18 protein-coding genes are annotated in these 21593 nt (G+C 70.2%); 10 read left to right on the forward strand and 8 right to left on the reverse strand.

Annotated features, from left to right (window positions below; genetic code table 11):
* Positions 1–56: 56 nt before the first annotated feature.
* Complete coding sequence (locus ACK99Q_RS12075) at positions 57–2909, reverse strand: immune inhibitor A domain-containing protein (RefSeq protein WP_410186375.1); 2853 nt, start codon at positions 2907–2909, stop codon at positions 57–59.
* A gap of 183 nt (positions 2910–3092) precedes the next feature.
* On the opposite strand from ACK99Q_RS12075, the gene pafA reads away from it, so the two are divergent.
* From pafA to ACK99Q_RS12110, 7 genes are all read left to right on the forward strand, one after another.
* Entirely contained in the window at positions 3093–4454 is a 1362-nt protein-coding gene (gene pafA, locus ACK99Q_RS12080) for a Pup--protein ligase (RefSeq protein ID WP_179424306.1), read from the forward strand.
* A gap of 96 nt (positions 4455–4550) precedes the next feature.
* The gene (locus ACK99Q_RS12085) at positions 4551–5432 is read left to right on the forward strand and encodes an FKBP-type peptidyl-prolyl cis-trans isomerase (RefSeq protein ID WP_410186376.1); all 882 of its coding nucleotides are present in this window, start codon (positions 4551–4553) and stop codon (positions 5430–5432) included.
* Positions 5433–5442: 10 nt separating this feature from the next.
* Positions 5443–6399, forward strand: coding sequence for a helix-turn-helix transcriptional regulator (locus tag ACK99Q_RS12090; RefSeq protein WP_410186377.1), 957 nt, complete (start codon positions 5443–5445; stop codon positions 6397–6399).
* On the forward strand, positions 6396–7367 hold the full coding sequence (locus ACK99Q_RS12095) for a helix-turn-helix transcriptional regulator (RefSeq protein ID WP_410186378.1): 972 nt from the start codon (positions 6396–6398) through the stop codon (positions 7365–7367). Before ACK99Q_RS12090 ends, ACK99Q_RS12095 begins: the two co-directional genes overlap by 4 nt.
* Before the next feature lie 2 nt (positions 7368–7369).
* On the forward strand, positions 7370–7603 hold the full coding sequence (gene tatA / locus ACK99Q_RS12100; RefSeq protein WP_179424310.1) for a twin-arginine translocase TatA/TatE family subunit: 234 nt from the start codon (positions 7370–7372) through the stop codon (positions 7601–7603).
* Between the two features lie 5 nt (positions 7604–7608).
* The gene (gene tatC, locus ACK99Q_RS12105; protein WP_410186379.1) at positions 7609–8451 is read left to right on the forward strand and encodes a twin-arginine translocase subunit TatC; all 843 of its coding nucleotides are present in this window, start codon (positions 7609–7611) and stop codon (positions 8449–8451) included.
* A gap of 19 nt (positions 8452–8470) precedes the next feature.
* Positions 8471–11191: a DEAD/DEAH box helicase gene (locus ACK99Q_RS12110; protein ID WP_410186380.1), complete on the forward strand. Its 2721-nt coding sequence runs from the start codon at positions 8471–8473 to the stop codon at positions 11189–11191.
* Here ACK99Q_RS12110 and ACK99Q_RS12115 read toward each other — a convergent pair.
* Genes ACK99Q_RS12115 through ACK99Q_RS12125 form a run of 3 tightly spaced genes read right to left on the reverse strand, consistent with a single transcriptional unit; the run spans position 11181 to position 14093 of the window.
* On the reverse strand, positions 11181–12083 hold the full coding sequence (locus ACK99Q_RS12115; protein WP_410186381.1) for a 5'-3' exonuclease H3TH domain-containing protein: 903 nt from the start codon (positions 12081–12083) through the stop codon (positions 11181–11183). The two genes, ACK99Q_RS12110 and ACK99Q_RS12115, sit on opposite strands and share 11 nt — an antisense overlap.
* Positions 12080–12481, reverse strand: coding sequence for a PLD nuclease N-terminal domain-containing protein (locus ACK99Q_RS12120; protein WP_410186382.1), 402 nt, complete (start codon positions 12479–12481; stop codon positions 12080–12082). The genes ACK99Q_RS12115 and ACK99Q_RS12120 overlap by 4 nt, the downstream gene beginning before the upstream one ends.
* Positions 12482–12533: 52 nt before the next feature.
* Complete coding sequence (locus ACK99Q_RS12125) at positions 12534–14093, reverse strand: M28 family metallopeptidase (protein WP_410186383.1); 1560 nt, start codon at positions 14091–14093, stop codon at positions 12534–12536.
* An 80-nt stretch (positions 14094–14173) separates the two neighbouring features.
* Between ACK99Q_RS12125 and ACK99Q_RS12130 the strand changes: the two genes are divergently transcribed.
* From ACK99Q_RS12130 to ACK99Q_RS12140, 3 genes are read left to right on the forward strand one after another with little or no spacing between them, the layout of a single operon-like run.
* On the forward strand, positions 14174–15253 hold the full coding sequence (locus ACK99Q_RS12130) for a M24 family metallopeptidase (protein WP_410186384.1): 1080 nt from the start codon (positions 14174–14176) through the stop codon (positions 15251–15253).
* Positions 15250–16743 (forward strand): apolipoprotein N-acyltransferase, encoded by a 1494-nt coding sequence (lnt, locus tag ACK99Q_RS12135; RefSeq protein ID WP_410186385.1) that lies wholly within the window; start codon positions 15250–15252, stop codon positions 16741–16743. Before ACK99Q_RS12130 ends, lnt begins: the two co-directional genes overlap by 4 nt.
* On the forward strand, positions 16703–17422 hold the full coding sequence (locus ACK99Q_RS12140) for a polyprenol monophosphomannose synthase (protein WP_410186386.1): 720 nt from the start codon (positions 16703–16705) through the stop codon (positions 17420–17422). Before lnt ends, ACK99Q_RS12140 begins: the two co-directional genes overlap by 41 nt.
* On the opposite strand, the gene ACK99Q_RS12145 is transcribed toward ACK99Q_RS12140, so the two are convergent.
* The 4 genes from ACK99Q_RS12145 to ACK99Q_RS12160 all read right to left on the reverse strand — a co-directional run bounded on the left by ACK99Q_RS12145 (position 17412) and on the right by ACK99Q_RS12160 (position 21580).
* Positions 17412–17801, reverse strand: coding sequence for an RNA polymerase-binding protein RbpA (locus ACK99Q_RS12145; RefSeq protein WP_179424317.1), 390 nt, complete (start codon positions 17799–17801; stop codon positions 17412–17414). The genes ACK99Q_RS12140 and ACK99Q_RS12145 overlap by 11 nt on opposite strands.
* Positions 17802–17877: 76 nt before the next feature.
* Entirely contained in the window at positions 17878–19230 is a 1353-nt protein-coding gene (locus ACK99Q_RS12150; protein WP_410186387.1) for an MFS transporter, read from the reverse strand.
* On the reverse strand, positions 19227–19988 hold the full coding sequence (locus ACK99Q_RS12155; RefSeq protein WP_410186388.1) for a glycerophosphodiester phosphodiesterase family protein: 762 nt from the start codon (positions 19986–19988) through the stop codon (positions 19227–19229). Before ACK99Q_RS12155 ends, ACK99Q_RS12150 begins: the two co-directional genes overlap by 4 nt.
* A gap of 53 nt (positions 19989–20041) precedes the next feature.
* Positions 20042–21580 carry a UDP-N-acetylglucosamine 1-carboxyvinyltransferase gene (locus ACK99Q_RS12160; protein ID WP_410186389.1) on the reverse strand — a complete coding sequence of 513 codons (1539 nt, stop codon included), beginning with the start codon at positions 21578–21580 and terminating at the stop codon, positions 20042–20044.
* Positions 21581–21593: the final 13 nt, after the last annotated feature.

A 21593-nucleotide genomic window follows, 5' to 3' on the forward strand; every position in this document is an offset into this window, starting at 1 on the left:
GGCTGCACGCGAACGAGCGGGCGGATGGGCGGTGCCCACCCGCCCGCTCGTCTGCGTCACGGCACGGTCGGGGGAGTGATCCTCAACAGCGCCGCCAGGTTGCCCTTGAAGGCCTTCTCCACCTTCACGCCGGTGCCGAACCCGACCCCGTCGTCCGCGGGGTTGCCGGATCCGAGCGGCGTCACCAGACCCACGTCGGTGCCGTAGAGGTCCGTGCGCGGGTTGCCGTTCTCGTCCACCACACGGGTGCTGTACGGCGCGTTGCCCACCGACGGGACCACGGTCGAGGCGTCGGCGTCGCGGTAGAAGAGGCTGTCGCCCCGCACCTCGATGCCCGGGTACCAGCCGCGGTCGTCGGTGAACGAGCGCACGGCCCGCTGCGCCCCGAAGCGGTTGCACGCCTCGCCGGTGAAGTCCGGCTTCGTCGTGCACTCGCGGAAGGCGTACGTGCCGAAGAGGTTGAACGCCGCGTTCGACGACTGCGGCCTCGACGGCAGGTTCTTCAGCGTGCTGGTGTCGTTGGCCGCGTTCGCCCCGGTCCGCCGGAGCGGGTCGAAGTGGCTGTCGACGATCAGCAGTCCGCCCTTGGCGCCCTCACTCGGCAGTGACGTGAGGTTGCTGAGGACGTGGTTGGCGTCGCCGTACGACGTGTCGCGGTACCAGACCAGCGCACCGGGCGCGTTGTAGCGGATCTTCTCGACCTTCCACGCGCCGTCCTCGCCGAGCTTCTGGTACGTCGTGTCGTAGGCGTACTTCAGGCCCTTGTCGAAGCCGTCCAGGTTGCGCCACTCCACGAGGTAGTACTGGGCGTTCGACGTGGTGCCGCTGTCGATGACCCAGCCGGCGCCGCGGGCCTCGCCCGCCACCCACGAGTCGATCGTCGCGATCCAGCCGTTCGGCCCGCCCTCGACGTCGTCGGTGAACGTGGTCGCCCCGCCGCCGGTGACCGAGAAGTCGTCGGCGAACCAGCCGCGCTCCGTGAACGCCGCGTCGGTGGACTGCATCAGCCTGACCTGGATCGTCTGGCCGGCCCAGGCGCTCAGGTCGATGTAGTCGTGACGCCAGCCGCCGGAGGTCCCCGTCAGGCCGTACCGCCGGTTGCCGAACGTGGCCAGGTTGCCGTTCGGGTCGGGGTAGTCGTCGGGGGTCGTGACCTCGGCGCCGCTCTCGTCGTAGATCTTCTGCGGGGTCCACGTAGCGCCACCGTCGGTGGAGACCTCGACGAAGCCGAAGTCCCAGTCCTGCTCGATGACGTAGTTGTTCCACATCCAGAACCGCGCGTCGGCCGCGTCGGGCACGTCGATCGAGCGGGACAGCGAGTTCATCGCCCAGTTCTGGTCGTTGTTGCCCCACCACATGTTCTCGCCGCTGTGCGGCTCGGCCCGGGTGACGACCTTGTCCGGCAGGTTGATCTTGATGCCGTCCTCGGTGCCCTTGGGCGTGCGGCTGGTCTGGCCCACCTTGACCGAGCGCGCCCGGTCGCCGGGGTTGATCTCGAGCGGGTCGGCCCAGCCCAGCACCCACTTGTCCCAGATGCCCATGTGCGTCGGCATCGACTGGAAGATCGGACCGGAGTGCGAGCCGGACGACATGAGGTCCCAGAAGTCGACGTCGGAGTCGCCGCCGCTGGCCGTGTCGTAGAGGTCCGGCAGGCCGAGATCGTGCCCGTACTCGTGGGCGAAGACGCCGACGCCGGAGTCCTCGGGCTGCACGATGTAGTTCGACAGCCGCAGGTTCGTCCCCGGCACCGGAGCGCCGCCGGCCACGGCCGACGAGTGCGCCCAGATCGCGTAGGGGCCCTCGGCGCCGCCGCCACCGGACTTGTCCTCGCCGGCGTGCACCAGGACCACGTGGTCGATGATGCCGTCGGGCTCGAGGAGGTTGCCGTCACCGTCGACGTCGCCTTGGTCCTCGAGGTCGTAGTCGGCCCACGGGAAGTTCGGCTGCGCCTCCGCCAGCGCCGCGACCGCGTCGATCGGCAGCTGGCCGGGGCCGAGCGGGTTGTCCGGGTGGCCCTGCATGTCCTGGACCGCGCCGTACACCCACTCGCCGTTCTCGTCCTGGTGGCAGACCGTGGCGCCGTAGTACGCCTCGGAGTGGTCCACGGTCACCCACGGGGTGGCGGTGCCGCCCACGGTGTAGGCGCCCTTGGACATCTCCTCGTACATGTTCTTCATCGTGTAGCCGGAGATGTCGATGCCGCGGCGGCCGTCGGGACCGCGCAGGTCCGGGCGGACGCGCTGGGTGATGCCCTTCTTGGAGTAGAGCATCGCGTTGTAGTGCGCCGGCGAGAAGTCCTTGACCCACATCGAGTTGTTGTCGGGCAGGTCGCTGTTCGCCGGGTTCGGGATCTGGTTGTGCGTGGGCCCGTTCTGGACGTTGCCGGGCACGCACGTCTCGGCTCCGTAGCCGTCGGGGACGTGCAGGCCGGTGAAGTCGTCGTTCGCCTGCTCGTTGAACTCCACGAGGATGGTCAGCAGGCGCGCCTGCTGGGTGGACTTCGCCTTCTTGAACCTCTTGTCGCGCACTTCCTTGGGGCTCTTCCCGGTGCGCAGCGACTCGGCCTCCACGCGCGCCAGCTGTCGTGCCGCGACGGGGTTGCCCTGGCTGTGCTTGCGGTCGACCTGCTTCGCGCGCTCGAGCATGCGCTGCTGCTGCTCGGCCTGGCCCTTGGCCACGCGCCTGCCGTTGACGCGCAGCGCCTGGTCGGTGCCGGACGACTCCTCCGCGCGGGGTGCGACGTAGTTGATGTAGCCCGGCAACGGGCGGGCGTGCGCGCCGTCCGTCGGCGGGGGAGCGGCCCCCGCGGTCGTGCCCGATCCGAGCGCGAGCCCGGTCGCCGTCAGTGCCAGCGTGGACGCGCCGATGAGCCAGAGCCCAGCCGCGCGACGAGTTCGATGAGTGGTCATGCTGCTCCTCCCCGACCGGGCCCAGGCCCGGTGGTCCGTGCCCCCGTGGACGGACTCACCCATCGTGCGCCTCTGCCTGCCGCTTGGGAAGTCCCCATGTGAGACGGGTCACACGCACGTCACGGATCGGGACGGCCCGTCGAGATGCCGTGCGCGTGCGGCGTGCGGGTCTAGGCTGGCGGCATGGACCGGCGGATCTTCGGGATCGAGAACGAGTACGGCGTCACCTGCTCGTTCCACGGACAGCGCCGCCTGTCGCCCGACGAGGTCGCCCGGTACCTGTTCCGGCGCGTCGTCTCGTGGGGCCGGAGCAGCAACGTCTTCCTGCGCAACGGCGCCCGGCTCTACCTCGACGTCGGCAGCCACCCCGAGTACGCGACGCCCGAGTGCGACGACATCGTCGACCTCGTCACCCACGACCGGGCCGGCGAGCGGATCCTCGAGGGCCTCATGCTCGACGCGCAGCAGCGCCTCGCCGAGGACGGCGTCGAGGGCGACATCTACCTGTTCAAGAACAACACCGACTCGGCCGGCAACTCCTACGGCTGCCACGAGAACTACCTCGTCAGCCGTGGCGGCGAGTTCAGCCGCCTGGCCGACGTCCTGATCCCGTTCCTGGTCTCGCGCCAGATCATCTGCGGCGCGGGCAAGGTCCAGCAGACCCCGCGCGGCACGGTCTTCAGCGTCAGCCAGCGCGCCGAGCACATCTGGGAGGGCGTCTCGAGCGCCACCACGCGCTCGCGCCCCATCATCAACACGCGCGACGAGCCGCACGCCGACGCCGAGCGCTTCCGCCGGCTGCACGTCATCGTGGGCGACTCGAACATGAGCGAGACCACCACGATGCTCAAGGTCGCCACCACCGACCTGGTGCTGCGGATGATCGAGAGCGGCGTGACGATGCGCGACCTCACGCTGGAGAACCCGATCCGGGCGATCCGCGAGATCTCGCACGACATGACCGGGCGGCGCAAGGTCCAGCTGGCCAACGGCCGTGAGCTGTCGGCGCTGGAGATCCAGGCCGAGTACTTCGCCAAGGCCGCCGAGTACATCGACCGCAACGGCCTCCACTCGCCCACGATCGACCGCACGATGGACCTGTGGGAGCGCACGCTCAAGGCCGTCGAGAGCGAGGACCTCACGCTCGTCGAGCGCGAGATCGACTGGGTCATCAAGTACCGGCTGCTCGACCGCTACCGCACGCAGCGCGGCCTCTCGTGGGCCGATCCGCGGATCGCGCAGCTGGACCTGGCGTACCACGACATCCGCCGCGACCGCGGCCTGTTCTACCTGCTCGAGAGCAAGGGATCGGTCGCGCGCGTCACGAAGGACCTCGACGTGTTCACCGCCAAGTCGGTGCCGCCGCAGACCACGCGGGCCCGGCTGCGCGGCGACTTCATCGCCCGGGCGCAGGAGCGCCGGCGCGACTTCACGGTCGACTGGGTGCACCTGAAGCTCAACGACCAGGCCCAGCGCACGGTCCTGTGCAAGGACCCGTTCCGGTCGCAGGACGACCGGGTGCAGCGCCTCATCGACTCGATGTGATCTCTCAGTCGATCCTTGGGATCGACCGTTAGTGTGGCCACGGCATCGATCCCCAGGAGGAACCTCACCGTGCGTCGTACTGCTCTCGTGGTCGCCATGGCCACTGCATCCCTCGTTCTCGCCGGCTGCGGCGGGGGCAACGACCTCGACGGCATCGAGGTCTCCAAGGGCAGTACCCCGAAGGTGAAGGTCGAGGCCGACTACACCACCGAGAAGACCGAGTCGCGCGTCGTCTCCGAGGGTGGCGGCGACGAGGTCGCCGACGGCGACACCATCAAGATCAACTACATCGCGATCAACGGCCGCACCGGCAAGGAGTTCGACAACTCCTACGAGAACGAGTCGCCGATGACGCTCACGCTCAACGAGAAGACGGCGCTGCCGGGCTTCTACAAGGGCCTCGTCGGCCAGGACATCGGCTCGCGCGTGCTGGTGTCGGTGCCCGCCGAGGACGGCGTCTCGCTGCTGCAGAGCGCGGAGTCGCTGGGCCTGGAGAAGGACGACACGATGGTCTTCCTGTTCGACCTCGTCTCCAAGGTGCCCACCGAGGCCAGCGGCACGGCGCAGAAGGCCCCGGCCACGCTGCCCAAGCTGACCTATGACAAGGACAAACACCCCGAGAAGTTCGCCAAGACGAAGAAGACGGCGGACGACGTCAGCAAGTCCAGCTCCACCGTCCTCATCAAGGGCAAGGGCGAGAAGGTCGAGAAGGGCGCCGTCCTCAGCGTCCAGTACGTCGGCCAGCAGTACCCCGATGGCGAGGTGTTCGACGCCTCCTGGGCCACCGGCCCGCGTCAGATCTCGATCGCCGAGGGCTCGGCCATCCCGTGCTGGAGCGACCAGATCCCCGGTCACACGCTCGGCAGCCGCATCGTGGTCACGTGCTCGTCCGAGGACGCGTACGGCAAGGACGCCAAGAAGAACGGCCAGCCCGACGGGCCGCTGATCTTCGCGGTCGACCTGCTCGACGCCAGCTAGTCTGTCGCTCATGGCCCAGCGGAAGACCGAACGGTTGATGAACCTCGTCTTCACCCTCTTGGCCACCAGCCAGTACCTGACGAAGGAGCAGATCCGCTCCTCCATCGCGGAGTACCGCGAGGACACCGACGTGGCGTTCGAGCGCAAGTTCGAGCGCGACAAGCAGGAGCTGCGCGACCTCGGCCTCGAGATCGAGACGGGCACGTTCGACGCGCTCGGCGGCGTCACCGGCTACCGGCTGCTGCGCGCGGAGGTGGAGCTGCCCCAGATCGACCTCACGGTCGAGGAGGCCGCCGTCATCGGCCTCGCGGGCCAGCTGTGGGACCACGCCGGCATGGCCGCCGAGTCCACCACCGCGCTGGCGAAGCTCAAGGCGATCGGCAACGACTTCGACCCCTCGGTGCTGCGCATGACCGAGGCGCGGCTGCGCGCCGAGGAGCCCGCGTTCGACGCGGTCTTCGACGCCACGGGCCGCCGGATGCCGATCGCGTTCGAGTACCGCCGCCCCGGCGGCGAGACCACCGTGCGCCACCTCGAGCCGTGGAGCATGACCTCGTTCCGCGAGCACTGGTACGTCGGTGGCTACGACCGCGACCGCGAGGGACCGCGCCTGTTCCGGCTCTCGCGGATCGTCGGCGACGTGAAGCCCGACGGCGAGCCGGGGGAGTACGAGGTGCCCGACGAGGTCAACATGAAGAAGGTCGCGCGCGCCCTCCAGCCGCCCGTCCCCGACGAGTCCGCGGTCCTGCGGGTCACCGCCGGACGCGGCCAGTCGCTGCGCCGCCACGCCGTGCGGATCGACCGGCTCGACGACGCCACCGACGAGGTCGAGGTGGCGTTCGCCAGCGTGGCGGACCTCGCCGCCGAGATCGCGTCCTACGGCCCCGACGCCGTCGTGATGTCCCCGCCCGCGCTGCGCGACGCGGTGATCGACCGGCTGCGCGCCGTCGCGGAGGTGCACGCATGAACCCGTCGCTGAAGCAGGTCGTGCGGATGCTGGCCATGGTCCCGTACCTGCAGAGCAACCAGGGCATCCCGCTGGCCGACCTCGCCCGCGAGTTCAAGATCAAGCCCGCCCAGGCCCAGCGCGAGCTGGAGATCATGATGCTCACCGGCTGGGGCGAGTACCACGGCGAGCTCATCGACTTCGACGTCACCGCGCTGCAGGACGAGGGCGTGGTCTACATCCGCGACGCCGAGTTCATGGCCCGGCCGCTGCGGATCTCGCGCAGCGAGGCCGCCGCGCTGATGGTGGCGCTGCGCACCCTGCGCCAGTCGGCCGCCGGCGACCAGGCCGCCGTGATCGACTCGGCGCTGGCCAAGCTCGGTGAGGCCGCCGGGACGCCCGTGGACACGCCCGTCGACGTCCTGCTGCCCGATGTCGACCCGGCCGTGCAGACCGCCGTCGCAGAGGCGCTGGCCGGCAAGCGTCAGCTGCACATGGTGTACGCCACCGAGACCCGGGACGAGCAGACCGAGCGGGTCGTCGACCCGCACCGCGCGTTCACGCAGGACGGCCACCGCTACCTCTCGGCCTGGTGCCACAAGGTCGAGGCCGACCGCCTGTTCCGGGTCGACCGGATCGTCGCGGCCACCGTCCTCGAGGCTCCGGTCACCACCGACGCCGACGAGCGCACCCGCCTGGAGGACCTGTTCCCGCAGGGCCCCGACACGCCCTCGGTGCTCGTCGAGATCGCGCCCGACGCCGACTGGCTCTTCGACCAGTACCGGATGGACGTCGTCGAGGAGCGGCCCGACGGCTCCGTGCGGGCACGGCTCTTCGGCAGCGACCCCGCGTGGCTGCGGCGTGTCGTGATGCGGGCCGGCGGCCGGATGCGCGTGGTCGAGCCGGGGGACGTCGCGGCCGACGTGAGGGGCTCCGCCCGGTCTGCGCTGGCCGCGTACGATGGAGGAAGTCCCGACCAAGGAGTCTGACCATGCCCAACCTCGGCGCCACCGAGATCCTCATCATCCTGGGGATCGTGATTCTGTTGTTCGGCGGTCGCAAGCTCCCCGAACTCGCCCGCGGCTCCGGCCGTGCGCTGCGCATCTTCAAGTCCGAGCTGCGTGAGAGCGAGCAGGAGGAGAAGCAGGCCGGCGACGCGCCTCGCTCCATCGAGCGCACCACCGACCCGGCCGCCACCGACCGCCGCGACGACCCCACCCGCTGACCCGGGTGGCCCTCGGATTCGGTCGGGCCGGGCGTCAGCCCGGCCCCGGCGGCGAGATGCCGCTGATGGACCACCTGGCCGAGCTGCGCTCGCGCCTCATGAAGGCGCTCGCCGCGATCGTCATCGGCGTCGTGGTCGCCTGGTACTTCTATCCCGAGATCCTCGACTGGCTCACCGCCCCCTACGAGCAGGTCCGTCCCGCCCTCGAGAGGGAGGGGATCGACACCGAGCTCGTCGTCACCGGCATCGGCGGCGCGTTCCAGTTCCAGCTCAAGACCAGCGTCATCGCCGGTCTGGTGCTGTCGAGCCCGATCTGGATGTGGCAGATCTGGGCGTTCGTCCTGCCGGCCCTGCACCGCCACGAGAAGCGGGCGGCGCTGCTGCTGACCGCCACCTGCGTGCCGCTGTTCCTCGGCGGCGCCTGGATCGGCTACTGGACCTTCCCGAAGGCGATCGAGCTGCTCGTCGGCTTCGCGCCCGAGGGCTGGACGAACCTGCTGAACGGCGCCGACTACCTGAGCTTCGCCACCCGGATGATCCTGCTGTTCGGCGTGGGCGCGCAGATCCCCGTCGTCGTGGTGATCCTCAACCGGATGGGGGCCGTCAGCGGCGCCCAGCTGATCCACGCCCGCCCGTGGATCATCGTGGGCATCTTCTTCTTCGCGGCCATCGCGACGCCCACCGTGGACCCCGTGACCTTCCTGTTCCTCGCGATCCCGATGAGCATCCTGTACTTCATCTCGGAGGTCATCGCGCGCGTCACCGACCGCAAGCGTGGCCGGACGGCGCGGTCGCTCGACGACGACGAGGCGTCGACACTCGACGCTCCGAAGGGCCTCGACGACTGAGCCTCCGTAGGCTGGAGTCATGTCCACCCCGGCCGAGCAGTACGCCCGATTCCGCAAGGACCAGAAGCACCCGCACGTCGCGGCCTTCCGAGACCTCTACCCGTTCGGGCTGGACGACTTCCAGGTGCGCGCCTGCGAGGCACTCGAGGACGGCCACGGGGTGCTCGTGGCGGCGCCCACCGGCTCGGGCAAGACCCTCGTCGGCGAGTTCGCGGTGCACCTGTCGCTGGCCACGGGTCGCAAGTGCTTCTACACGACGCCGATCAAGGCGCTGTCGAACCAGAAGTTCAGTGACTTCGCCGACCGCTACGGCCCGGAGAACGTCGGGCTGCTGACCGGTGACAACACGATCAACGGCGAGGCGCCGATCGTCGTGATGACCACCGAGGTCCTGCGCAACATGATCTACGCGGGCTCCTCCACGCTGAACAACCTCGGGCACGTGGTGATGGACGAGGTGCACTACCTCGCCGACCGCTTCCGCGGTGCGGTCTGGGAGGAGGTCATCATCGGCCTCCCGCCGTCGGTCTCGATCGTGTCGCTGTCGGCCACGGTCTCCAACGTCGAGGAGTTCGGCGCCTGGCTGCACGAGGTGCGCGGCGAGACCGAGACGATCGTGGAGGAGCGCCGGCCCGTGCCGCTGCACCAGCACGTGCTGGTCGGCCGCAAGATGTTCGACCTGTTCGAGCCGAACTCCACCGAGGTCAACCACACGCTGGAGCAGATGGCGCGCGAGGACGCCCAGTGGAACCGCGCCTTCGCCAAGAACCGCCCGCGGCGTCCCGCGAAGGGCGGCAAGCGTCCGCGCAGCCGCCACCGCACGCCCGATCGCATCGACACCGTCCTCAAGCTCGAGTCCGAGGGCATGCTGCCGGCCATCGTCTTCATCTTCAGCCGGGCGGGCTGCGCCGCCGCCGTGGAGCAGTGCCTGGCGGCCCGTCTCATCCTCACGACGCAGGAGGAGCGCGAGGCGATCCACGAGCACGTCGACGCCGCGTGCGCGCACCTGCCGGACGACGACCTGGCCGTGTTGGGCTTCCACGAGTTCCGCGAGGGCATCGGCCGCGGCATCGCGGCGCACCACGCCGGCATGCTGCCGACGTTCAAGGAGTGCGTCGAGGACCTGTTCAGCGCCGGTCTCGTGAAGGTGGTCTTCGCCACCGAGACGCTGGCGCTCGGCATCAACATGCCCGCGCGCTCCGTCGTCGTCGACCGCCTCACGAAGTGGAACGGCGAGAACCATGTCGACGTCACGCCGGGGGAGTACACCCAGCTCACCGGCCGCGCCGGCCGTCGCGGGATCGACGTCGAGGGTCACGGCGTCGTGCTGTGGCAGCCGGGCCTGGACGCGCGCCACGTCGCCGGCCTGGCCTCGACCCGCACGTATCCGCTGAACTCGTCGTTCCGGCCGTCGTACAACATGGCGGTCAACCTCGTGCACCAGGTGGGACGCGAGCGCGCCCGCGAGCTGCTGGAGCAGTCATTCGCGCAGTTCCAGGCCGACCGCGCCGTCGTGGGCCTCGCCCGCAAGGTCCGCAAGGCCGACGAGGCGATCGAGGGCTACCGCGAGTCCGTGCACTGCGAGCTCGGCGACTTCATGGAGTACATGCGACTGCGTCGTCGCCTCAGCGACCTCGAGTCGGCCGGGTCCAAGTCCCGTCGCGCCGCGAAGCGCGAGGAGGCGCTCGAGTCGCTCACCCGCCTCAAGCGCGGCGACGTCATCAACGTGCCCGCCGGCAAGTTCTCGGGACTGGCGGTCGTGCTCGATCCCGACACCGGGAACCGCGAGGGCCCGCGCCCGATGGTGCTGACGGCCAACCGGCACGCCCGCCGACTGGCGGTCGTGGACTTCCCGACGCCGGTGGACTCGCTCATGCAGATGCGCATTCCGAAGTCGTTCAACCCCCGCGACGCGCAGTCGCGACGCGACCTGGCCTCCTCGCTGCGGAACCGCGCCGGCCACCTGGCGGAGTACCCGACCGCGTACCGCGACGGGCCGACCGCCGAGGACCCGCGGATCACCGAGCTGCGGCGCGAGCTGCGCGACCACCCGTGCCACGCGTGCCCCGACCGGGAGTCCCACGCGCGGTGGGCCGAGCGCGCGTTCAAGCTCGAGCGCGAGACCGACAGCATGCGTCGCCGCGTGGAGCAGCGCACCAATACCGTCGCCCGCCAGTTCGACCGCGTGTGCGAGGTGCTGGACACGCTCGGCTACCTCGACGGCGACGAGGTCACGCCCGAGGGCCGCCGCCTGCAGCGGATCTACGGCGAGTCCGACCTCGTGGTCAGCGAGTCGCTGCGCAACGACGTGTGGGGCGGCCTGTCCCCGTCGGAGTTCGCGGCCGTCGCCAGCGGCCTCACCTACGAGGCCCGCAACTCCGACGAGGCCCCGCCGGCGCGGTTCCCGACGAAGGCGGTGGCCCAGGCGGCCGAGTCGATGGGCCTGCTGTGGCTCCAGCTCGACCAGCTGGAGCGCGAGCACCGGCTGTCGTTCCTGCGCAAGCCGGACTTCGGCTTCGCGTACGCGGTCTGGATGTGGTGCGAGGGCACCAGCCTCGACCTCGTTCTCGGCTCGGCTGAGATGGCCGCGGGCGACTTCGTGCGCGCCATGAAGCAGCTGATCGACACCGTCGCGCAGATCGCCGACGCTGCCGGGGCCGGACCGCTGCGCGACACCGCCCGAGCGGCGCTCGACGAGCTGCGGACGGGCGTGGTGGCCTACTCCAGCGTCACGTCGTGACGGTCTGGAGCAGCCGGTCGACGGGGCCCGCGACGTTCCACTGCTCGCCGAACGCGCGCAGGGCGGGCTCGTCGATCACGCCGGCCACCGGGTCGGCCAGGTCGAGGTCGGGTCGCACGGTGACGACGCGCACCGCCGCGTCGATGTAGTCCGAGCTGTCCAGCAGCGACTGGCGGATCCGCGGCCGCAGCGAGGACGAGGGATCGGCCGCGGCGGCCCGGATGCCGTCGAGGTCGGCGTGCTCGTTCAGCAGCGTGGCGGCGGTCTTGTCGCCGATGCCCGGGACGCCCGGCAGACCGTCCGACGCGTCGCCTCGCATGACGGCGAAGTCCACGTACTGGTGCGGCTCGATCCCGTACTTCTCGCGCACCCACGCCGCGTCCACGACGTCGTGCTTGCTGACGCCGCGCGCGGTGTAGAGCACGCGGACGTCGCGCTCGTCGTCGACGAGCTGGAACAGGTCGCGGTCCCCGGTGACGACGTCGATGCCCGTCTCCCAGCGGTGGACCAGCGTGCCGATCACGTCGTCGGCCTCGGCCTCCGGTGCCCCCACCACGGTGGCGCCGGCGAGGGTCAGTGCCTCGGCGATGAGCGGCACCTGGTGCGACAGCAGGTCGGGCGTCTCCTCGGTGCCCGCCTCCGGGTCGGCGAGGCGGTGCGTCTTGTAGGTGTCGAGCAGCTCGACGCGCCAGGCCGGACGCCAGGAGTCGTCCCACGCCGCCACGACGGCCTCGGGCTCGTAGCGGTCCTGCAGCGTGGCGAGGAAGTCGAGGATGCCGCGCACGGCGTTGACGGGGCGGCCGTCGGCGGCCTTGATCGAGTCGGGCACGCCGTAGAAGGCGCGGAAGTACAGGCTGGCGGTGTCGAGCAGGAGCAGTCGCGAAGAGCTCATGGGGTGGGTTCGCCCTCCTGGGCGTCTCGGGATCGTTGCTGCTCACGATAGGCCCGGCGCTGCTCCTCGGCCCGCTCGCGCAAGTTCCTCAGGAACTCCTCGTCGGCCTCCGGGTCGGCGGGGACGTGGCGACCGGGACGGTCGTACTCGGGGTACCGCGACGCCGCGACCGAGGCCGCGGTGTTGCCCTTGTAGGGCAGGTCGCGCGTGGAGGCGGCGGGGCGTCCGACGGCCAGCCAGGCCAGCGAGCCGACGAGCGGGAGCAGGATCACGACGATCAGCCACAGGGTCTTGGGCAGATGTCGCACGGCGTACTCGTCGGAGGTGATGACGTCGACGAGGCAGAACACCCACAGGGCGAGAACGATCAGGCTCCCGACCGACCCGAAGAGGAACATGCACGCATGATGGCACGCTCGGGGCGGTGCGGGAGCCTGATCGACTCAGTTGTCAGCGGGTCTGGAGATGACCGTGCTGGTGGTGGGCGCGGGCCTTCCCCTTCCCCTGGGCCTTGCCCTGGGCGGCCTTGCGGCTGCCGTCGGGGTAGAGACCCTTCTTGGAGAACGTCAGGGTCGCCACCGCGAAGGCCGCGGCGTCGCCCATCTCGTGCAGGGCCTTGACGCTGAGGTTCGTCATGTCGTCGCAGGCCTGGTGGTAGCACGGGTCGTACGCCACGCCGGCCGTGCCGCCGTAGAGCGCCACCTGCTCCGGCGTCTTCACGCCCTCGGCGCCGGTGAACAGGCCGCCGGCCGGGATGCCGACCGCGATGAACGGGCCGTAGTCCGATCGGCCGTCGAAGGCCGTCGGCTCACTGGCGAGTCCCTGGCTGTCGAACCAGTCCGTGAAGACCTTCTCGATCTCGCCGGAGCCGGCGGGACCGGGATCACCGTCGGAGCCGTCACCGTCGTACACGAACCGCGCGTAGTTCGGCGAGCCGATCATGTCGAAGTTCAGGTTGGCGTAGATCCGCGACAGCTCGTCCTCGGACAGGTTCGCCACGTAGTGCTCCGAGCCCAGCAGGCTCAGCTCCTCCGCGCCCCAGAAGGCGAAGCGGACCGGGCGCTGGAGGTTCTTGTAGAGCCCCGTGCTGCTCAACTGCCTGGCGATCTCGAGGATGCCGGCCGAGCCGGACCCGTTGTCGTTGATGCCGGGACCCTCCGGGACGCTGTCGAGGTGGGCACCCACGACGACGACCTGGTCCTTGTTCTTGATCTTCTTGAGCTCGGACGCCGGGACGTCGGCGAGCACGTTGTAGGTCGTGCGCTCGAGGTCGGACTCGACGTCGGTGGTCAGCGTGCCCGTGGGCGTGCCGGCCGCGACGAACTCCGCGCCCTGCTCGAAGCTGATGCCCGACACGGGGACGGTCTTCGGGGTGCCGAGCGTGCCGGCGACCACGTCGGTGCGTCCGGGCTGGCCCTCGTTGAAGACGAGCACCGCGTCGTAGCCCGCGGCCACGGCGTTGTCGACCTTCACGGCGAAGTCGCAGGTGCCGCGCTGGACGAGCGCGATGGCGTCCTCGGCGGGAGCGGGAGAGAAGTCCTCGGGCTCACAGCCGGAGTTGCTGCTGCCGGCCTCCGGACCCGGCGGGATCTGGACGTCGTTCGTGGGGATGATCGGGCCGGTGACGCTGCCGCTCGCGGAGTACGTGAAGACCGCGTTCTCGATCTGCTCGCCGCCGACGGTGAGCGTGGCGGGAGTGAGCTCCTGGAAGAACGGGAACGTGAACTCCTGGACCGTGACCTTGTACCCGGACTTCTTGAGCTCGCGTGCCACGTAGTCGACCGAGGCGTCGTAGCCGGGGAGGCCGGACGCCCGGTTCCCGCCGTTCGCGTTCGCGATGGCCTGGAACTGGCGCAGGTGCTTCAGGATGCCGTTGACGGTGACCGCCTTGGTCAGCTTGGTGGCCTGACCCTTCGGTGCCGTCGGGCCGGACTTCGCGACCGCGGGTGACGCGGTGACGAGTCCGGCGGTGAGGATTGCCGCCGATGCGGCGATGACTGCCTTCTTCATAGATCCCCCGATCCGTTGGGTGGTGCAGATAGTGCCTACGGTCACACAGGTTCGTCAGGAGCGCCAGATAGCCTTTCGCTGTGACTGAACGCCTCGACCGCGCCCGCCTCCTCGCCGGACAGAACGGCATCGACGCCCTTCTCGTGACCCCGGGGGCCGACCTGCGGTACCTCACCGGCTACGCCGCCAAGCCCCTGGAACGACTGACGTGTCTCGTCGTGACGCAGTTGGGATCGCACCTCGTCGTGCCCGGTCTGGAGCGTGCCGCGGCCGAGGCCGCGGGGGTGACGATGCCCATCGTCACGTGGTCCGAGCTCGACGACCCGTTCGCGCTCGTCGCCGAGCTGATCGGCAGTGCCTCCGTGGTCGCGGTCGACGACCAGATGTGGGCCTCGCGGGTGTTCGCCCTCCAGGAGGCCATGCCCGAGGCCGGCTTCGTCCTCGGTGGCCAGCTCGTGTCCGCGCTGCGCACCGTGAAGGATCCGGCGGAGGTCGACGCGCTGCGCGACGCCGGCGCGGCGATCGACCGCGTGCACGCGCGCATGGGGGAGTGGCTGCGTCCCGGCCGCACCGAGCGCGAGGTCGGGGCCGACATCGCGCGCGCGATCGTCGAGGAGGGCCACGAGCAGGTCGACTTCGTGATCGTCGGCTCGGGGCCGAACGGCGCCTCGCCGCACCACGAGGTCTCCGACCGCGTCATCGGCGCGGGCGAGCCGGTCGTCGTCGACATCGGCGGCACCAACGCCGCGGGCTACTGCTCGGACTCCACCCGCAACTACGTCGCCGGCGGCGAGCCCGACCCGGGCTACCTGGCGATGCTCGAGGTCCTGGAGCGCGCCCAGCAGGCCCAGCTCGAGTACGCCCGGCCCGGGGTCACCGCCGCGTCCGTCGACGCCGTCGGCCGGCAGATCATCGCCGACGCCGGCTACGGCGACCGCTTCATCCACCGCACGGGTCACGGCATCGGCCAGGAGACCCACGAGGAGCCCTACATCGTCGAGGGCAACGACCTCGAGCTCGAGCCGGGTATGGCGTTCTCGATCGAGCCGGGCATCTACCTCGAGGGCCAGTGGGGCGCCCGCATCGAGGACATCGTCGTGTGCACCGAGGACGGTGTCGAGGTCCTCAACAACACCCCGCGTCATCTCGTCCGGCTGTGAGACAGGTCCTCGCGGCGGCGCTGCTCGGCGTCGTCTCCGCGGCCGCGTTCGAGCCGCTCGCGCTCCCGGGCGTCATGCTGCTGGCCGTCGCCGGCTACCTCTACGTCGTCCGCACGCTGCGTGACGCGCCCGTCCGCCGGGTGCTGCTCGTGGGACTGGTCTTCGGGCTCGCGTTCATGGGCCCGCTCATCTGGTGGATGAACGCGGTCGACCCGTGGGCGTGGGTCGCGCTGGTCACGATCGAGGCCCTGCTGATCTCGCTGATCACGTGGGTGCTGCGGGCCGCCGTGCAGGCGCCGTGGTGGCCGCTGTGGGCGGCCGCGGTGTGGACCGCGGGCGAGCAGCTGCGCGGCAGCTTCCCGCTCACCGGATTCCCGTGGGGACGACTGGCGCACACCGCGATCGACGCCCGCTTCGAGGGGTGGGTCCGCCTCGTCGCGCTGCCCGCCACCTCGTTCCTCATGGCGCTCACGGCCGGCCTGCTGGTCGTGGCGGTCACGCAGCGGCGCGTCCTCGTGCTCGCCGTCGCCATCGCGATCCCGTCGATCGGGCTGCTGCTGCCGGTCGGCATCGCCGACGGGGGAGCGACGAAGACCGTGGCGGTGGTCCAGGGCAACACCCCCGGTCCGTTCCTGCAGTGGCCGCGCGCCGAGATCTTCCGCCTCCACGTGGCCGAGACCGAGCGCATCGACCAGCCGGTCGACGCTGTCATCTGGCCCGAGAACGGCTCCGACCTCGACGTGCTGAACAACGCGTACGCGCGCGACGAGGTCACCCGGCTCTCGCGTGAGGTCGGCGCGCCGATCCTCGTGGGCGCGATCCTCGACGGACCCAGCCCCGACACGGCGTACAACGCCTCGGTGCTGGTCGACGAGAACGGGCCCAAGCAGGACGTCTACCTCAAGCAGTACCCCGTGCCGTACGGCGAGTACGTGCCGTTCCGCGAGCAGCTCGGCTCGCTCGTCCCGCGGTTCGACCGCGACATCCCGCGCGACATCCTCGCCGGCGACGAGCCCGGCGCGATGACGCTGGACGGGCTGACGATCGGTCTGACCATCTGCTGGGACATCGCCTACGACGGCGCGGTGCACGGCGCCGTCGACCTGGGCGCCGAGATGATCGCCGTCCAGACCAGCAACGCCAGCTTCATGGACTTCGGCCGCGGCGTGCAGCCGCAGCAGCAGTGGGCGATCTCGCGGCTGCGGGCCATCGAGACGGGGCGGTGGGTCGCGGTCGCGTCCACCAACGGCATCTCGGGCATCGTCGACCCCGAGGGGCACGTCGTGGGGCGCGCTCCGGCGAAGGAGCCGGCCACCGTCATCGCCGACGTCCAGGCGGCCGAGGGCACGACGCCCGCCACGCGCTACGGATCCTGGTGGACCATGGTGATCTACGTCATGTCCGTGGCAGGATGGGTCCTCGGTAAACGCCAGTTACGAAGGAGCGGCCGTGAAGACGCTGGTCATCATCCCGACCTACAACGAGGCTGACAACGTCGGCTGGATCACCGACAGCGTCCTCACGGAGCAGCCCGAGGTCGAGATTCTCGTCGCGGACGACAACTCGCCCGACGGCACCGGCGACATCGCCGACAAGCTGGCCGAGGCCGACCCGCGCATCCACGTCCTGCACCGCGAGGGCAAGGAGGGCCTCGGCGCCGCCTACAAGGCCGGCTTCGCCTGGGGGCTGGAGCGCGACTACGACGTGCTCGTGGAGATGGACGCCGACGGATCCCACCGCCCCGAGGACCTCGGCCGGCTGCTCGACTCGGCCCGTGCGGGCGTCCCGCTGACGCTCGGCTCGCGCTGGGTGCCCGGCGGCTCGGTCGTCAACTGGCCCAAGCGGCGCGAGGCGCTGTCGCGCGGGGCGTCGCTGTACGCGCGGCTCATGCTCGACCTCGGCGTCAAGGACGCCACCGCCGGCTTCCGCGCGTTCCGGCGCGAGACGCTCGAAGCGATCGACCTGGCGGCCGTCGAGTCGCAGGGCTACTGCTTCCAGATCGACATGACCCGCCAGACCCGCCTGGCAGGGCTCGAGGTGGCCGAGGTGCCCGTCACGTTCGTCGAGCGGGTGCACGGTCAGTCGAAGATGAGCCTCGACATCGTGAAAGAGGCCCTCACACGGGTGACCGTGTGGGGCCTCTTGCGGATGAATCCGTTCAGGCGCTGACGGACTTCTTCCGGGACTTGCTCTTGCGGTGCAGGTGCGGCGGGCCGATCTCGCCACCGCGCAGCATCTCCAGCCGCTCGGTGAGGATCTCCTCGAGCTCCTCCTCGGAGCGACGCTCCAGGAGCATGTCCCAGTGCGTGCGCACCGGCTTCTCCTCCTTGGCGTCCGGCTCGGCGCCGCCGACGCGGCGACCCATCTGGCCGGTCTTCGGGTCTTCCCACTCGGCCGGAACCTCGGCCTCGTCCGACATCGTCACCGTGAACGTGTGGCCGTCGGCGCACACGTATTCGATCTGCTGACGCGGTGCCATCTCGACTCCGCGCTCGTCCTCGAAGCTCTGGGCTCCCAGCCGCGCTCCGCGCAAGGCTCGTTCTGCCATGGTCGGTCCCCCTTCTGGTGGTGTCCGTCCATTCCAACGTACGACAGATCCGTGAGATTCCCCTGAGAGCGACCTTTCAGCCCTCGGCGCTGTGACGACGCGCACGGTCCTCGACGTGTGCCGGGACGCGCAGGAGCAGCAGCAGGCCGAAGGCCAGGACCACCATGATCCCGGCGATGCCCCAGCGGTCGGTCTCGGTGTCGAGCAGCAGGTTGCCGGCCCAGATGCTGATCGCGAAGAACAGCGGCGCCATGAATGACACGGCACGGCCGGTCATGGCGTACAAGCCGAAGTTCTGCCCCTCGCGGCCCGGGGTGGTGATCCGCGTGAGGTAGGTGCGCGAGGCCGACTGAGCCGGCCCGACGAACAGGCACAGGCCGAGGCCGAAGATCCAGAACATCCGGGGTCCGTCGACGAACAGCAGCACGAGGCCGCAGACCAGCATCGAGGCGAGCGAGAACACGATCACGGCGCGGGGCCCGATCCGGTCGTCGTAGCGGCCGGCCAGCAGCGCGCCGGCGGCCGAGATCACGTTGGCGGCGACGCCGAACAGGATCACGTCGTCCTCGCGGATCGAGTACACCGAGACGGCCAGGACGGCGCCGTAGGCGAAGACGCCGGCCAGCCCGTCCCGGAAGAAGGCGCTCGCGATGAGGAACTTCAGCGTGTCGCGGTCCTCGCGCCACATCGTGGTGACGTCGTTCCAGATGCCGCGGTAGGAGTCGGCGATGCTGACCTTCGGCGCGTCGGCGTTGGCCGTGGCGGGCAGCTCGGGGACCTTGAGGAACAGCGGGATCGCGAAGACCAGGAACCAGACGGCCGCCAGCAGGGCGATGAGGCGGATGTTCATCCCGTTCTCGGACGGGACGCCGAGGAAGCCGCGGGTGTCACCGTCGCCGGCCACGAAGCCGAAGTAGCAGATCAGCAGCAGGACGATGCCGCCGAAGTAGCCCATCGCCCAGCCGAAGCCGGACACGCGGCCGACGTCGTCGGGTGTGGAGACCTGGCGCAGCATCGCGAAGTACGGAACCTGGGTGAGCTCGAAGATCACCGAGCCGGCGGCCATCAGGGTGAGGCCGAGCCACAGGAAGTGCCAGTCGTTCTCGACGAAGAACAGCGACGCCGTGATGACGACGACCGCCGTCGTGAGCCAGAACAGGCTCTTCTTGCGTGCGCCGCCGGCGTCGGTGCGGCGGCCGAGCGCCGGAGCGATGATCGCGATGAGCACGGCGCCCGCTGCACTCGACAGTCCGAGCCACGTGCTGGCGCGGAACGGACCGGGGACGTCGTCGCCGACGCCCTCGACGAGGTACACCGAGAAGATGAAGGTGACGATGACGGCGTTGAACGCCGCGGAGCCCCAGTCCCACAGTCCCCACGCGACCACGCGGCCGCGGTCACGGCGGGTGGCGACGACCTCGTCGCTCATGCGGGCTCCGTCCACTGGCCGCGCTCCTGCAGCACCTGCTTGAGCAGGTCGGTGCGGTCGGTCATGATCCCGTCCACGCCGAGCTCGGCGAGTCGGTGCATCTCGGCGGGCTCGTCGACCGTCCAGACGTGCACGTGCTTGCCGGCGCGGTGGGCGCGGCGCAGGAAGCGCGGCGTCATGACGCGGGCGCGGCCGTGCCGAACGGGCACCTGGAAGATCAGCGGAGCGGCCGGGACGCGGCCGGTCAGCACCATCTGGGCGACCTCGCGGGACGAGGCCGAGGTGACCACCCGGGGGAGGCGCGCCCGCATGCGCACGAGCCGCGCGTGCGAGAAGGAGGCCAGGCAGATGCGGTCGAGGATGCCGAGCCGCTCGACGAGGTCGGTCGTGGCATCGACGGAGTCGTCTGCCTTCACGTCGATGTTCCAGCGCGCCTCGGGAAGCGCCTCGACCAGCGTCTGGAGGCGGACGATCGGCTCACGGTCGCCGAGCAGCGCCTCGTCGATCTCGGCAGAGTCCAGGTCGGCGATCGCGGTGTCGCGTCCCAGCAGCCGGTCGAGCCTCGCGTCGTGGCACGCGTACACGACGCCGTCGCGGCTGCAGCGCACGTCGGTCTCCATGTACCGGTAGCCCAGCTCGTAGGCATGGGTGAACGCGGCGAGCGAGTTCTCGATCCCGAGGTTGGCCTCGACGGTGGCGCCGCCCCGGTGCGCGAACGCGACGGGCGGGGCGGGCTCGAGGTACGGCGGTGTCCTCACGCGACCAACCTAGGCCACCGCGCAGGGGCGGTGGCGCAGGTCGGTCGAACGCGTCAGATGTCGCGGAACGTCTCGATCTCGGCGCCGAGCGCGTTGAGGCGCAGCGCCAGGTCCTCGTAGCCGCGGTTGATGACGTAGACGCTGCGCAGGACCGAGGTGCCCTTCGCCGCGAGCATCGCGATGAGGATGACGACGGCGGGCCGCAGCGCGGGCGGGCAGACCAGCTCGGCACCGCTCCAGTGCGTGGGACCCTCGATGAGGACGCGGTGCGGGTCGAGCAGCTTCACCTGCGCGCCGAGCTTGTTGAGCTCGGTGAGGTAGATCGCGCGGTTCTCGTAGACCCAGTCGTGCAGCATCGTCTGGCCCTCGGCCTGCGCCGCGATGACGGCGAAGAACGGGAGGTTGTCGATGTTGAGGCCGGGGAACGGCATCGGGTGGATCTTGTCGATCGGCGCCCGCAGCGTGGACGGGTGCGTCGTGATGTCGACGAGGCGCGTGTGGCCGTTCTCGGCGAGGTACTCCTCGGAGCGCTCGTAGCGGAAGCCCATCTCCTCGAGCAGCGCGAGCTCGATCTCCATGAACTCGATCGGGACGCGGCGCACGGTGATCTGCGAGCTGGTGACGATCGCCGCGGTGATGAGGCTCATGGCCTCGATCGGGTCCTCGCTGGGCGCGTAGTCGACGTCGCCGCGGATGTCCTGCTTGCCGGTGACGCGCAGCGTGGTGGTGCCGATGCCCTCGATCCGGACGCCGAGGCGCTCCAGGAAGAAGCACAGGTCCTGGACCATGTAGTTCGGGCTGGCGTTGCGGATGACCGTGACGCCGTCGTGGCGGGCGGCGGCCAGCAGGGCGTTCTCGGTGACGGTGTCGCCGCGCTCGGTCAGCACGATCGGGCGCTCGGGAGCGACGCCGCGGGCGGCGGAGGCGTGGTAGCTGCCGTCGGTGGCGACGACCTTGAGGCCGAAGGGACGCAGGGCCGTCATGTGCGGCTCGACGGTGCGGGTGCCGAGGTCGCAGCCGCCGGCGTAGGGCAGGTCGAAGCTGTCGACGCGGTGCATCAGGGGGCCGAGGAACATGATGATGCTGCGCGTGCGGCGGGCGGCCTCGGCGTCCATCTTCGCCAGGTCGAGGCGCTCGGGGACGACGAGCTCGAGGTCGTTCTGCTCGTTGAGCCACGTGGTGCGGACGCCGATGGACTCCAGCACCTCGAGCAGGCGGTTGACCTCCTCGATGCGGGCGACCTTGCGCAGCACGGTGGTGCCGGTGTTCAGCAGCGCGGCGCACAGCAGGGCGACGCCGGCGTTCTTGCTGGACTTCACGTCGATGCTGCCCGAGAGCGTGGTGCCGCCCTTGACGCGCAGGTGGCTCGGGCCGGCCGCGGGGGCCACGCTGACGAGCTCGGAGTCGAGGGCCGATCCGATCCGCGCGAGGGTGTCCAGCGTGAGGTTCTGCTGGCCCTTCTCGATGCGGTTGATGGCGCTCTGGCTGGTCTTGAGCTCGGTGGCCAGCTGCGCCTGGGTGAGGCCGGAGTGCTGACGCGCGTCGCGGATCAGGGTGCCGATCCGGGCGAGGTAGGAGTCGCTCTGGGTCATATGCTCCAGCGTA

Source organism: Aeromicrobium sp. MLTX1 (genome assembly GCF_046452335.1).
Lineage (GTDB): Bacteria > Actinomycetota > Actinomycetes > Propionibacteriales > Nocardioidaceae > Aeromicrobium.

Excerpts from the sequence above, each read along its gene's own strand:
- ACK99Q_RS12120 (WP_410186382.1), bottom strand. The coding sequence starts at position 12,481 with ATGTTCCTCTTCGGGTCGGTCGGGAGCCTGATCGTTCTCGCCCTGTGG.
- ACK99Q_RS12110 (WP_410186380.1), top strand. The coding sequence starts at position 8,471 with ATGTCCACCCCGGCCGAGCAGTACGCCCGATTCCGCAAGGACCAGAAG.
- ACK99Q_RS12150 (WP_410186387.1), bottom strand. The coding sequence starts at position 19,230 with ATGAGCGACGAGGTCGTCGCCACCCGCCGTGACCGCGGCCGCGTGGTC.
- ACK99Q_RS12095 (WP_410186378.1), top strand. The coding sequence starts at position 6,396 with ATGAACCCGTCGCTGAAGCAGGTCGTGCGGATGCTGGCCATGGTCCCG.
- ACK99Q_RS12125 (WP_410186383.1), bottom strand. The coding sequence starts at position 14,093 with ATGAAGAAGGCAGTCATCGCCGCATCGGCGGCAATCCTCACCGCCGGA.
- ACK99Q_RS12090 (WP_410186377.1), top strand. The coding sequence starts at position 5,443 with ATGGCCCAGCGGAAGACCGAACGGTTGATGAACCTCGTCTTCACCCTC.
- ACK99Q_RS12115 (WP_410186381.1), bottom strand. The coding sequence starts at position 12,083 with ATGAGCTCTTCGCGACTGCTCCTGCTCGACACCGCCAGCCTGTACTTC.
- ACK99Q_RS12085 (WP_410186376.1), top strand. The coding sequence starts at position 4,551 with ATGGCCACTGCATCCCTCGTTCTCGCCGGCTGCGGCGGGGGCAACGAC.
- tatA (WP_179424310.1), top strand. The coding sequence starts at position 7,370 with ATGCCCAACCTCGGCGCCACCGAGATCCTCATCATCCTGGGGATCGTG.
- pafA (WP_179424306.1), top strand. The coding sequence starts at position 3,093 with ATGGACCGGCGGATCTTCGGGATCGAGAACGAGTACGGCGTCACCTGC.
- ACK99Q_RS12145 (WP_179424317.1), bottom strand. The coding sequence starts at position 17,801 with ATGGCAGAACGAGCCTTGCGCGGAGCGCGGCTGGGAGCCCAGAGCTTC.
- ACK99Q_RS12160 (WP_410186389.1), bottom strand. The coding sequence starts at position 21,580 with ATGACCCAGAGCGACTCCTACCTCGCCCGGATCGGCACCCTGATCCGC.
- ACK99Q_RS12075 (WP_410186375.1), bottom strand. The coding sequence starts at position 2,909 with ATGACCACTCATCGAACTCGTCGCGCGGCTGGGCTCTGGCTCATCGGC.